The 13,413-nt window shown below is 68.5% G+C and carries 4 protein-coding genes; all 4 read left to right on the top strand.

The annotated features are described in order from the left end of the window. Window positions 1-4: 4 nt before the first annotated feature. Genes ACZZ0O_RS04275 through ACZZ0O_RS04260 form a run of 4 tightly spaced genes read left to right on the top strand, consistent with a single transcriptional unit; the run spans window position 5 to window position 13,399 of the window. Window positions 5-3,688: a protein kinase domain-containing protein gene (locus tag ACZZ0O_RS04275; RefSeq protein WP_463592308.1), complete on the top strand. Its 3,684-nt coding sequence runs from the start codon at window positions 5-7 to the stop codon at window positions 3,686-3,688. Then, on the top strand, window positions 3,685-4,122 hold the full coding sequence (locus ACZZ0O_RS04270; RefSeq protein WP_463592307.1) for a hypothetical protein: 438 nt from the start codon (window positions 3,685-3,687) through the stop codon (window positions 4,120-4,122). Before ACZZ0O_RS04275 ends, ACZZ0O_RS04270 begins: the two co-directional genes overlap by 4 nt. Beyond that, complete coding sequence (locus tag ACZZ0O_RS04265; protein ID WP_463592306.1) at window positions 4,119-5,798, top strand: ShlB/FhaC/HecB family hemolysin secretion/activation protein; 1,680 nt, start codon at window positions 4,119-4,121, stop codon at window positions 5,796-5,798. Before ACZZ0O_RS04270 ends, ACZZ0O_RS04265 begins: the two co-directional genes overlap by 4 nt. 11 nt (window positions 5,799-5,809) lie before the next feature. Next, a complete protein-coding gene (locus ACZZ0O_RS04260; protein ID WP_463602863.1) occupies window positions 5,810-13,399 on the top strand; it encodes a two-partner secretion domain-containing protein in 7,590 nt (2,529 codons plus the stop codon). The last annotated feature ends 14 nt before the right edge of the window (window positions 13,400-13,413 follow it).

Here is a 13,413-nt window from a genome sequence, read left to right as displayed (position 1 = left end):
GCGCATGCACCAAGACACTGCCACCGTGACCGAACTGGTCACCGCCATGCGCACCGGCGCATTGAATCTGGAGGCCGTGCTGGCCGCGCTGGGCAAGCGCGCGGCCGTGCCGGATGCCGAATACCGCGACGGTGTGGAAACGCTGTCGCAACTGCAGCGCCAGCAATTACTGGACGATGTCACCGTCACCACGTTGATGCATCGGTTGGATGCCTTGCACGCTGTCGCATCGCCAGCGCCGCCAGCAACTTCGCCAATCGCTGCAATCGCCGCGCCACCAGCGGACGACGATGCCACCGTGGTGATGCCGCGCCGCGCTGCGGCGCCGGTCGAAGACGACATCACCCGTGTGCAACCGGCGCAGCCGCTGCCCGGCGATGTGCCCAGCCTCACCAGCCTGGGCCTGGGCACCCAGACCGGTGTGGGCACGCAAACCGGCACCGGCACCGCAGGCACCGCCAGCCTGTCCAGTTGGCAACACCTGGCCGAGGCGGCCGGCGGCGATCATGCCAGCGTCGGCAGCTTGCTCAAAGGACGGTTCTTGCTGGAACGCGAACTCGGGCGCGGCGGCATGGGCGTGGTGTATCTGGCACGCGACGAGCGCAAGGTGGAAGCGCGCGACCGCGACCCATGGCTGGCCATCAAGGTGCTCAGCGACGAATTCCGCCGTCATCCCGATTCGCTGGTCGCGTTGCAGCGCGAAGCGCGCCGCTCGCAGAAGCTCGCACACGACAACATCGTGCGGGTGTACGACTTCGACAAGGACCGCACCCTGGTCTTCATGACCATGGAGTACATCGACGGCAGCGACCTGAAAACCTTGATCCGCGAGCAGGCCTACAACGGCATGCCGCTCAAGCAGGCGTGGCCGCTGATCGATGGCATGGGCCGCGCGCTGATCCGCGCGCATGCCGCCGGTGTGGTGCACTCGGACTTCAAACCCGGCAACGTCATGGTCACTCGCGAAGGCGTGGCCAAGGTGTTCGACTTCGGCATCGCACGCGCCGGCAAACACGCCGCCGATGTGTCCGGCGAACAGACCGTGTTCGATGCCGCCACGCTCGGTGCGTTGACGCCGGCCTATGCCAGCCTGGAAATGATCCGCGGGCAGGCGCCTACCCCGGCCGACGATCTGTATGCGCTGGGTTGCGTGTGTTTCGAACTGCTCACCGGCAAGCACCCGTTCGACAAACTCAGCGCCGAAGTGGCGCTGCGCGATGGCCGCCGCCCGCCGCCGGTGCCCGGTCTGACCCGGCGCCAATACGCCACGCTGTGCGCCGCCGTCGCGTTCCCCGCCGGCCAGCGTCTCAAGCGCGTGGATCAGTTGCTCGATGGCCTGCGCCAGGTGCCGCTGCGCGAGCGCGCACTGCCCATGCTCGGTTACGGCGCCGCCGCGCTGGCGGTGCTGGGCACGGGCGGGTGGGGCGTGCAGCGCTACCTGCATCAGCAGCATCTGGCCGAGGTGGTCGCACGTTTCGGTGCGCAGGATCCGCAGCGCTATCGCGATGAAACCCAGGCCATGCAGGCGCTGTCCAGCCTGGAGCCGGACGACCGCCGCCGCCTGCTCACCGACCGCAGCGATCTGATCGAAGATTTCCTGCTGCGTCGTCTGGATGCAGTGTGGAATCCGGCCAACGGCCGCGACGATTACCGCGGCGCGTTGCAGGTGTTTGCGCTGCGCGACCGGCTGCGGCTGTATTCGCCGTCGCTGGATGCGCGCCGGCAGACCATCGAGCGCGAAAAGAACGAGCGCCTCAACGCGCTCGACACCACGCTCAATCGCCAACTCGACGCCGGTCTGCTGTTCCGCAATCAGGCCGACAACGCGCTGGCCACGCTCGACCAGGTGCGCAGCATCGACCCGGGCAGCAGTCTGTTGCATCACGCCGCGCTGGAAGTGCGGCTGGATGCAGCCATTGCACAGGCGGTTGCGGCAGGCCAGCTCAGCACCGCGCGGACCGAGAGCGATCAGGCACGTGCGGCCTTTCCCGATTCGCTGCGGCTGCAGTTGCGCAGCGCCGAGGTTGCAGTGGCCGAACAGCAAGCCCGCCGCACGCCGGTGGCTGCGGCGCCGCGCGATGCCGCTGGCGCACGTCAAACGCTGGCCGCCGCGCTGGCCCAGCCCGGCACCGATGCGGCGTGGCGCGACCGCGTGACTGCGGCGTTGGCCGCCCTGCCGGCGGCCGAGCGCAGCACGCAAGAGGGCGCAGTGGCCGAGACCATCGCGGGCCTGGTCGCCGCCCAGTCCGACCCGGCGCAACTGGCGGGCGCGCAGGCACTGGTCAGCTTCGGTCTGCAGCTGGCACCGCAGTCCAGCGCGCTACTGGCGCAACGCACGCGCCTGCACACCCTGGAGCAACAGCTGCAGCAGGCGCTCGCCCGCGAAAGTGCCGAGGCCGAACTGGCCGGTCGGGTGGAGTCGCTGCGGCGTGCCGCCGCCGCCAACGATCTGGGCAAGACCGGCGATGCGTTGGCACGTATCCGCGTGCTGCAGCCCAACCATCCGCTGCTGCGCAGCGAGGGCCCGCAACTGCTGTCGCAGGTGTATCGCAACAACGCTAGCGATGCCTTCGCGCAAGGCCGCTATGTGCAGGCCGCCGACCTGCTTGCCCAGGGGTTGCAGACGCTGGGCCAACGCGCCGAGCTACGCAGTGCGCAGGCGCGTTATGCCGCCGCCGCCGCGGTAATGGCTGCAGGCACCTTGCCGGCCGCCGAGCGCCAGCAACTGGGCCAGCGCCTGCAGGCGCTGTATCGCAGCGATGCCACCGCGATGGCGCAACTGGAAGCGCAGATGAAAGCCGCCGGGCAACTGCCCGAAGGCACGTTGTCCGCGCGGCTGCAACGTGCGCCTGGCGTCGATGCGCCCGCATCCGACAGCGTGCCCGCCGGCAGCGCTACCGACGCACCGGCTGCCGCGTCGCCACCAAAATCGACCCGCGGCAGATCCACCGCCAAGCCCACCACGGCCACCACCGGTGCGGCCCGCAGCACCACGGCCACAGCCGCGTTGCCCACCAGCGTGGATGACGACGCCCTACCGCCGGTGCCGACCGGCCCGGACCCATGCGGCGGTGCCGGCCTGCCCGGCCGTGGCGCGGCCTGTTTCGACACGCTGGGCGACACCCGCGGCCCGATGCTGGTGGTGGTGCCCGGCATCAACGGCGGCACGCCGTATGCGTTGTCGCGCGGCGAAGTGGCGGTGGCCGATTTCAACCTGTTCTGCCAGGCCACCGGCCGCTGCACCGCGCAGGCCGCCAGCACGCCCGAGCTGGCGCGCGCGCCGGTGCGCAACATCAGCCTGACCCAGGCCCGCGCCTATCTGCGCTGGCTGACCATCGGCAGCGGCGGTTGGCGCTACCGCCTGCCCAGCGATGCCGAATGGCTGCATGCCGCGCAGGCCGCCAGTAATTGGCGACAAGCCGAAGACAGCAACTGCGTACCGCCCACCGCCAGCGCCACCGATGCGGTGCGCGCACCGGTGTCGGCGCGCGGCCGCGATGCCAACCCGTGGGGGCTGATCAACCTCACCGGCAATGTGTGGGAATGGGTCTCCAGTGGCGCCGGCGTGCAGGCGCGCGGCGGCAGCTTTGCCAGTTACTGGTCCGATTGCACCGTGCAGGCCAGTCGCGCCGACAACGGCTCGGCGCAGCCGGACGTGGGCTTTCGCGTGCTGCGGGAGCTGCCATGAGCGGCAGCACGCAGCACCCGGCCAACGCCCAGCTGCATGCGCTGGCCCAGGCGCACCAGCTTGGCCAGATCGATCGCGCGCAGTACCGCGCCCGGCGGCGCAGCGTGCTGGACGCCGCCCGCCAGGCGCAGGGTGCGACCTTGCGCAACCCGCAGCCGCGGTCGCTCGACGACCGCTCCAGCCCGCCGCTGCCGCGGGATCGCGCCAGCCGATTGCGCAGGCGCGCCACGGCAATTGTCGTAACAGTGACCGTCGTCGCATTAATGTTGCTAACATTCCATAAATGTACGTCCGGGTTTGACCGGCGTTCAGTCAGGGGCGAGCGCAACCATGCCGATCGCCATGCGAGCGTGCACACGTCCGCATGCGCAGCACGGCACGTCGGGCATGCGCAACAACGGATGTTTTCAGGGGTAAGTGACGTATGCGTATGACGTGTCTGGCCGCGGCGGTGTCTGCGTGCCTGTTGCTGGCCGCACCTGCGTGGGCGCAGGACCACAGCGCCTCCGATGGCGCGCCCGCAGGCGGCGCCACGCTGCCGGCGATGAAGGACCGCGGCGATGCCGTTGTCACCTTGCCGGTGCGCGGATTCCGCGTGCGCGATGTGGGTAACTATCCGGAGGCCGGCATCGACCCGGCGCGCGTGCAGGCGGTGGCCGATGCCGCGTTCGCCGCGTTGGCGCAGGGCCAGCCGGTGGTGGCGCTGCGCTTCGACCAGCTGCAGGCGGTGGCCGACACCGTCACCCGCGCCTATCGCGAAGCCGGCTTCATCGTCAGCACCGCCTACCTGCCGGCGCAGACGCCCGGCCCGGACCAACTGATCGAGATCCGCGTGCTCGAAGGCCGCATCGGCCAGGTCACCGTGCAAGGCGCCGCGCGCTATCGCGGCACCACCTTGTCGGCGCCGCTGCGCCAGTTGCAGGGCCGCCCGCTGCGCAAGCAGGACGTGGACACCGCGCTGTTGTACGCGCGTGATCTGCCGGGCGTGTCGCTGTCGTCGGTGTTGCAGCCGGGCCAGAACGCCGGCGAAACCGATGTGGTACTGGTCGCCAGCGAAGCTGCGCGCCCGTATGTGATCAGCCTGGGCGGCAACAATTACGGCACCGAACTCACCGGCCGCTATCGTGCCCAGGCCGGCATCACCTGGAACAGCCCGTTGGGCTTGGGCGATGTGTTCGCCGCCAACTACGCCTACTCGCTGTCGCCGCGGCAGAGCCAGATCGGCGCGTTGTCGTATGCGTTGCCGGTGGGGCAGGTGTCCGGCCTGAGCGCGGTGGTTGGCGCCAGCCGCAGCGAGCTGGAGGTGCGCAACGGCGTGTTCGCCCGGCTCGGCCTCAAGGGCCCCACCTCGGTGGTATATGCCGGCGCCGACTGGAAATTCATCAATCACGATCTGCTGCAGCTGCAAGGCTCGGCACGCTACCTGCGCGAAAAATCGCGGCTGGATGCCGCCGGCATCACGCTGTCGGACCAATCCTTCGACGTGGCCGAACTCGGCGTCTCGCTGCGCCGTACCGATCTGCGCTGGCGCGGGGTGGACCTGCTGCAGCTCAGCGTGCGCCAGGCCTTGCGCGATGGCTCGGCCGACCCGGATCTGGTCAGCCCCGACCGCGACAGCCACTTCACCCTGACGCGGTTGTCGTACACGCGCCTGCAATACCTCACCCGCACCCAACGCCTGTATTTCAAGTTCAGCGGCCAATACAGCAGCGACACGCTGGCGCCGCTGGAACAATTTGCGGTGGGCGGGCCGGACAGCGTGCGCGCCTATCCGGTGTCCGATGCACTGGGCGATCTCGGCTATTACACCGCGCTGGAATATCACGTCGATGCGCCCGGTTTTGCCGATGCTGCCTCGCCGTTCAATGGCCGGCCGTGGCGCGAGCTGCTGGAGCTGGACGTGTTCGCCGATCACGCCCGCGTGTTTGCGGCCAATGGCGTCGCTGCGCCGACCAGCTTCGACGCCGCCGGTGTCGGCTTCACCTTCCGCTTGCCGCAGTACGCCAATTTCGAATGGCGCCTCACGGCCGCCCTGCCGACCGGACGCCGCAATGCGTCCGATGGACGCGACGACGCCCGCATCTACACGCGTTTCGGCTTCACTTTCTGAGGGATCTGCGCATGCACGCCAACCACACCGCTTCCACCGTTGCAGCCCGCCCCTCCGAACGCCTGCTGCGTCGATCGCCGCTTGCGCTGGCGCTGGCCGCCGCACTCATGCTCAGCGCGCCGGCGATGGCGCAGGTCGCCAGCACCCAGCTGCCCACCGGCGGCAGCATCGTGGGCGGCACCGGCACGATCAATGCGCCCAACGGCACAACGCAGGTGATCGACCAGACCGGCTCGCGCATGGCGTTGAACTGGACGAGCTTCGATATCGGTTCGGCCGCCACGGTGCGCTTCAACCAGCCATCTGCGAGCTCGGTGATCCTCAATCGCGTCATCGGCGGCAATCCCACGCAGATCTTCGGCAACATCACCGCCAATGGTCAGGTGTTCCTGCTCAATTCCAACGGCATCCTCTTCGGCAATACCGCGCAGGTAAATGTCGGCGGCCTGGTCGCCACCACCCTGGGGGCCCAGGACATCAACTTCATCAACGGCAACGACGTCTTTGATGCAAACGGTGGGATCGCCCGGGTGTCCAATGCCGGCACCATTACCGCCGCCGCCGGCGCGGTCAATCTGATCGGCGCCGAAGTGCTCAACAGCGGCACCATCACCGCCAACGCCGGCAACATCACCCTGGCCGGCGCCGACAAGGTCACCCTCAGTTTCGAGAGCGGTGGGTTTGGCGTGGTCATCGACAAATCGCTGGAATTCGCGCAAGGCACGTTCGCGGTGAATAACTCCGGCAGCCTGATCGCACCCGGCGGCACCATCTCCCTGAGCGCACGCGCAGCACAGGGCGTGTTCGACGCGCTGGTCAACAACAGCGGCGTCGTCCGCGCTGCAGCACTTGCCGGCGGCAGCGACGGCAGTGTCTCGCTGGTGGCCAACGGCGCCGGCAGTAACGGCATCGTCGGCAATGGCAGTATCGATGTCGGCAGCGGTGCCATCAGCTATGTCTCTGACGTTGCCGTACAGCAGGGCGGCGTGCTCACCGCCGGCAACGTGTCCGGCAGCATCGGCGGCAATGCCAGCTTCAGCGGCGCCAACAAGATCGCCAACCTCGGCTTCCTGCAGGTGGCCGGCAACCTGGGCCTGACCAACACCATCGGCCTGGCGCAACAGGGCGCGCTGACGGTCGGCGGCATCAGCACCTTTTCGCTGGGCAACCAGGCGCTGACGCTGAGCGATGGCGGCAATCATTTTGGCGGCAGTGTCGGCCTCACCAGTGGCGCCACCCAGATCACCGACAGCGGTGCATTGACGCTGAGCACGCTGACCACCGGCAACCTCACCGCCACCAGCACCGGCACGCTGAATCTTGGCAGCGGCACGGTGACCGGCGCGCTCAGTGCCACCAGCAACAATGGCGCGATCCAACAGGCTGGCAACGCCGGCCTCACCGTCACCGGCACCAGCGATCTGCAGGCTGGCACGGGAGCCATCTCGCTGACCACTGCAGGTAACGATTTCCAGCAGGCGGTCAGCCTGCGCGGGGGCACCACCCAGATCAGCGACAGCGGCGCACTGACCCTGGGCACGCTGGCCACCGGCAACCTCTCCGCCACCAGCAGCGGTGCGTTGAATCTCGGCAGTGGTGCGGTGACCGGGGCGCTCAGCGCCACCAGCAATGGTGGGCAGATCAGCCAGACAGGCGCGTTGACGGTGAACGGCACCAGCACGCTCGATTCCGGCAACGGGGGCACTGCGCTCAGCGATAGCGGCAACGACTTCGTTGGCGCGCTCACGCTGACCGGTAACGGTATCGCCGTACGCGATGCCAACGCTCTCACCATCGTCGGGCTCACCAACGGCAGCAACGGCGCCATTACGCTCACCGCAGGCGGTGCGCTCAACTTGCCCGCGCAGGCCATTGCCACCGGCACCGGCGCGCTGTCGCTGAGCGCGCTTGGTGGCGCGCTCAGCACCGGGGGCGCACTGTCCGGCAACCAGGTGAGCCTGCGCGCGCGCGATGCGTTGAACCTTGGCCACAGCGTCCAGGCCGGTGGCAACCTGCTACTGACCAGCGACACCGGGGCCATCACCCAGACCGCCGGCCTGCTCGCTGTCACCGGCACCACCAACGCCACGGCGGCAGCGGGCACCGGCGCCATCAGCCTGGGCGGTGCCGGCAACGATTTCGGCGGCGCGGTCTCGCTCACCGGCAGCACGGTGATGATCAACGACAGCAACGCACTCACCCTGGGCGCCATCGCCACCAACACGCTCACCGCCACCAGCCACGGCAGCTTGAACCTGGGCCAGGGCAGCATCGGCGGCATCGTCACTGCCAGCAGCAACGGTGGCGCGATCACCCAGAACGGCGCACTGACCCTGACCGGCCCGGCAACGCTCAATGCAGGCAGCGGCGCGATTTCGCTGGGCAACGGCGGCAACGACTTTCAGGGCGCGCTGAGCCTGGTCGGCACCGGCATCGCGGTCAGCGATCTCGACACGCTCAGCGTGACCTCGCTCACCGCCGGTAGCGGCGGGGATGTCACCCTCACCGCTGGCGCCGACCTGGTGTTGCCAGCGCAGACCATCGACCTCGGCGCGGGCAATCTGCGGCTAAGCGCGCAGGGCGGCACGCTGGCGACCAAGGGCGCGCTCAGTGCCAACCAGATCAACCTGTCTGCTCGCGACGGGCTGACCCTGAACCACGACATCGATGCCACCAGCACGCTGGCGTTGACCACCACCAACGCCGCCATCACCCAGGGCGGTGGGGCGATCAGCGCTGGCGCACTAGGCACCGTCAACGCCGGAACCGGTGCGATCTCTTTGCTCGGTCCGGGCAACGATTTCACCGCCGGACTCGACGTGACCGGCGGCGCCATCGGCATCTACGATCGCAACGACCTGTCCATCGTCTCGCTGGTCAGCGCCGCCAACAGCGCGGTCACGCTCACCGCAGGCGGCATGCTGAGCCTGCCGGCGCAATCGATCGACACCGGCAGCGCCACGCTGCAACTGCGTTCGGACAACAGCAGCTTGGCCACCAATGGCGCATTGCGCGGCGGCAATGTCAGCCTCAACGCGCGCACGGGCATCACGCTGTCGCATGACATCACCAGCAGCGGCAACCTGCAGCTGCGCACCACCAACGCTGCGCTCACCCAGCTTGCCGGCAGGCTCGCCATCGATGGCACCACCACGGTCAATACCGGCAGCGGCGCTGTGGCGTTGAACGGCGCGTCCAACGCCTTCACCGGCGCGCTGTCGGTGACCGGTGGCGCGGTGCAGATCAACGCGCTCAGCGCGTTGACCCTGGGCAGCTTCAGCGCCAACGCGCTCACGGTCAGCAGCGGTAGCGCATTGGATCTGGGGCAGGGCAGCGTGGCCACCTCGCTGACCGCCACCAGCGCCAGAGGCGGCATCACCCAGACCGGCGGGCTTGAGGTGGGTGGCGCGGCGCAATTCACGGCCGGCACCGACAACATCACCCTGACTGCGAGCGACAACGACTTTCGCGGTGTAGTGGGCCTGAGCGGCAACGCCGTGCAGGTGGTCGATAGCGATCGGCTCACCCTGGGCAACAGCAGCGTCGGCAGCCTGCTGGTCGACAGCAGCAACACCGACATCGACCAGCAAGGCGCGCTGACCGTCAGCGGCAGCAGCCGCTTCGATGCCGGCAGCGGCAGCATCACATTGGCCGACAGCGCCAACAATTTCACCGGCGCGGTGAATCTGGCCGGCGGCGCCGTGCAGGTGGTCGATGCCAATACGCTCACCCTGGGCACGCTCAACACCGGCGCACTCACCGTCACCAGCACGGGTGCGTTGAATCTTGGCACCGGCAGCACCGGCGCCTTGACCGCCACCAGCAACAACGGCGCCATCAGCCAGACCGGTGCGCTCAGCGTTAATGGGGTTGGCAGCATCAACGCCGGCAGCGGCACGATTGCACTGACCGACATCGGCAATGATTTCAGCAACACGGTGAATCTCAGGGGCGGCGCGGCGCAGATCGTCGATGCCAACACACTCACCCTGGGCAGCCTCAATACCGGCGCGCTCACCGCCACCAGTAACGGTGTGTTGAATCTTGGTCAGGGCAGCGTCAATGGCGCGCTGACCGCCACCAGCAACAACGGCGCCATCACCCAGGCCGGTGCGCTCACCGTCACCGGCGCAAGCACCATCAACGCCGGCAGCGGCGCGATCGCACTGACCGATGCCAACAACGATTTCCAGGGCGCCGTCGGCCTGACCGGCAACGGCATCGCCGTGACCGATCGCAGCGTGCTGAACGTCTCCTCGATCAATGGCAATAGCAACGGCGACATCGCGCTCACTGCGCAAACGCTGAACCTGCCTGCATCGGCGATCTCCGCCGGTACCGGCAGCTTGACGCTCACCTCCACCGGCAGCGCGTTCAGCACCGGCGGCGCGCTGAGCGGCGGCAACGTCGTGCTCACTGCACGCGATGGCCTGACCCTTGCGCACACCATCAGCGCCGGCAACGCGCTGACGCTGCGCACCACCAATGCCGCCATCAACCAGACCGGCGGCCAATTGCTGGTTGGCGGTATTACCACCGTCAACGCCGGCTCCGGCGCCATCGCACTGGCCAATGCCAACGACTTCACCGGCGCGGTCGCCCTCACCGGCGGCGCGGCGCAGATCGTCGATGCCAACACCCTCACCCTCGGCAGCCTCAACACCGGCGCACTCACCGTCACCAGCAACGGTGCGTTGAACCTGGGCACCGGCTCCACCGGCAGCTTGACCGCCACCAGCAACAACGGCGCCATCACCCAGGCCGGTGCACTCACCGTCACCGGCGCAAGCACCATCAACGCCGGCAGCGGCACGATCGCACTGACCGATGCCAACAACGATTTCCAGGGTGCCGTCGGCCTGACCGGCAACGGCATCGCCGTGACCGATCGCAGCGTGCTGAACGTCTCCTCGATCAACGGCAATAGCAACGGCGACATCGCGCTCACTGCGCAAACGCTCAACCTGCCTGCATCGGCGATCTCCGCCGGCACCGGTAGCTTGACGCTCACCTCCACCGGCAGCGCGTTCAGCACCAGTGGCGCGCTGAGCGGCGGCAACGTCGTGCTCACTGCACGCGATGGCCTGACCCTGGCGCACACCATCAGCGCCGGCAACGCGCTGACGCTGCGCACCACCAATGCGGCAATCAACCAGGCCGGCGGCCAATTGCTGGTCGGCGGCCTCACCACCGTCAACGCCGGCACTGCCGCCATTGCCTTGAATGGCGCCAATGATTTCCAAGGTGCAGTGAACCTCACTGGAGGCGTCGTACAGCTCAACGATAGCGACGCACTGACCCTGGGCGCGCTCAACACCGGCGCGCTAACCGTCACCAACACCGGCGCATTGAATCTGGGCCAGGGCAGCGTCAATGGCGCACTGACCGCCATCAGCAACGGCGGTGTCATCACGCAAACCAACGCGCTCAGCATTACCGGCGCCAGCACGCTCGATGCCGGCAACGGATCGATTGCGTTGACCAATGCCAACAACGATTTTGTCGGTGCAGTCGCCGCCACCGGCGACGGCATCGCCTTGGTCGACGGTAACGACCTGCAGCTCGCCAGCGTGCAAAGCACCGGCACTGGCGCGGTAACGCTGGATGCCGGCGGTGCGCTGCTGCTGCCGGCTAGCACGATCGACACCGGTACCGGTGCGCTCAGTTTGATCGCGCGCGGCGGTACCCTCACCACGGTCGGTGCGCTGCGTGGCGGCGATGTGCAGCTGACCGGCGCCAACGGCATCGTGCTTGGCAATACCATCGCTGCGTCGCGCGATCTGGCAGTGCGTAGCACCAACGCGGCGATTACCCAACGCGCGGGCACGTTGCAGGTGGCAGGCAATAGCGTGGTCGATGCCGGCAGCGGCGCGATCGTGCTCGATGCCGCCGGCAACGACTTCCAGGGCCTGCTCGCGCTCAGCGGCGGTGCCACGCGTGTGCGTGGTGCCACTGCGCTGACGCTGGGTGCGCTGAACACCGGCGCGCTCGACGTCGCCAGCAACGGGGCGCTCAATCTGGGCTTCGGCCTGGTCAATGGCGATCTGGACGCTGCCAGCAACGGCGGTGCGCTATCGCAGACCGCTGCGCTGACCGTCACCGGTGTCACCCGCATCGACAGTGCCGGCGCTTCCATCGCGCTTACCGATGCCGGCAACGATTTCCAGTCGGCAGTGAGCCTGCGCGGTGGCGATACCCGCGTACGCGACCGCAATGCGCTGACGCTCGGCAACGTGGATGTCGCCGCGCTGGAGGCAAGCAGTGGCCAGGCATTGAATCTGGGTCAGGGCCGCATCGGCGGCACGCTGGTCGCGCGCAGTGGCGTTGCACCGGCCGCACGCATTCGCGCGCAAGCGCTGCCCACGCCGGCGGCAACCGATGCCGGCATCACCCAGCAGGGCGCGTTGACCGTCGTCGGCAACAGCGTGCTCGATGCGGGCAGCGGCGCCATCGTGCTTACCGATGCCGGCAACGATTTCCAGGGCAGCGTGCAGGCCAGTGGCGGCAGCATCGCGTTGGTCGATCGCAACGACCTGGCCGTGGCGGCGCAGGCGAGCGGTGCGGTCGCGCTGCAGGCCGGCGGCCAGCTCTCTACCAGCGGTGCGATTGCCGGCAACGCGGTTGCGTTGAGCAGCGGTGGCGGCATGCAGCTGGGGCACGACATCAGCAGCGCCGGCAACCTCAGCGTGCGCAGCGGCGGTGCCATCACCCAAAGCGGCGGCAGCCTGCGCGCAGCGCACCTCAGCGGCAGCGCCGCGGGTGCGGCCACGCTGACCGGCGCCGGCAATGCCATCGGCACGCTCGGCGACTTCCGTGCGCAAAGCCTGGACCTGTTCAGTGCCGGCGCATTGCAAGTGAGCGGGCGCGTGGATGGCGGCAACCTGTTGCGGCTGCGCAGCGGTGATGCCTTGCTGCTGGATGGTCAGCTCAGCGCTGCGACCACCTGGCTGCAGGCGGTTGCCGGCATTCGCCAGCGCGCCGGCAGCGCCATCAGCACCAACCTGCTCAGCGGCAGCGCCGGTGGCCCGGTGGTGCTGGGCGATGCCACCACCTTCATCGACAACCGCGTGGTGCGGCTGGGCGATTTCACCGCCAGCAATGGCTTCAGCCTCACCAATGCCGGCGACCTCACGCTGGTGCTGGCCAACGGCAGCAGTTACAGCGTGGATGCCGGCAACAGCGCGTTGTTGCTGTCGGTGCGCGGCGATCTGCTGCAGGAAGGCCGCGCCACCCTGCGCGATGGCACCGGCAATTTCTCCGCGACCGGCCGCATCGGCACCCAGCAGGACCCGATCTACCTGATCGGCACCGGCGCCCAGGTGATCGGCGCGGTGGGCGCGCCACCGGCGTACTTCAACGCGACCACCGCCGAGGGCGGGCTGCTCGAGTTGAGCGGCGGTTCCAGCTTCAACGTGCCTGCCTCGGCGTTTGCCGGCCGCGCGCAGAGCTCGGCCAGCCGCACCATCGCCTTCGTCGATCTGTCCGCTAGCGGGACGCCGTATCGCGCCTTCGGCCTGGTCCGTCCCGGCCTGCGTCTGCCCGACGACCAGCAACCGGCCTGCGACGCCGGCGACCCGGACGCGGTCTGCACCCCGCAATAATCGCCTCGCCGCCG

The organism is Xanthomonas sp. AC360, assembly GCF_979258225.1.
Note: the sequence above shows the minus strand (reverse complement) of the source record. Positions and strands in the feature narration are given on the sequence as shown.

What these genes read in the sequence shown, in the direction of transcription:
- ACZZ0O_RS04275 (WP_463592308.1), top strand. Translation starts at nt 5, where the DNA reads ATGCACCAAGACACTGCCACCGTGACCGAACTGGTCACCGCCATGCGC.
- ACZZ0O_RS04270 (WP_463592307.1), top strand. Translation starts at nt 3,685, where the DNA reads ATGAGCGGCAGCACGCAGCACCCGGCCAACGCCCAGCTGCATGCGCTG.
- ACZZ0O_RS04265 (WP_463592306.1), top strand. Translation starts at nt 4,119, where the DNA reads ATGACGTGTCTGGCCGCGGCGGTGTCTGCGTGCCTGTTGCTGGCCGCA.
- ACZZ0O_RS04260 (WP_463602863.1), top strand. Translation starts at nt 5,810, where the DNA reads ATGCACGCCAACCACACCGCTTCCACCGTTGCAGCCCGCCCCTCCGAA.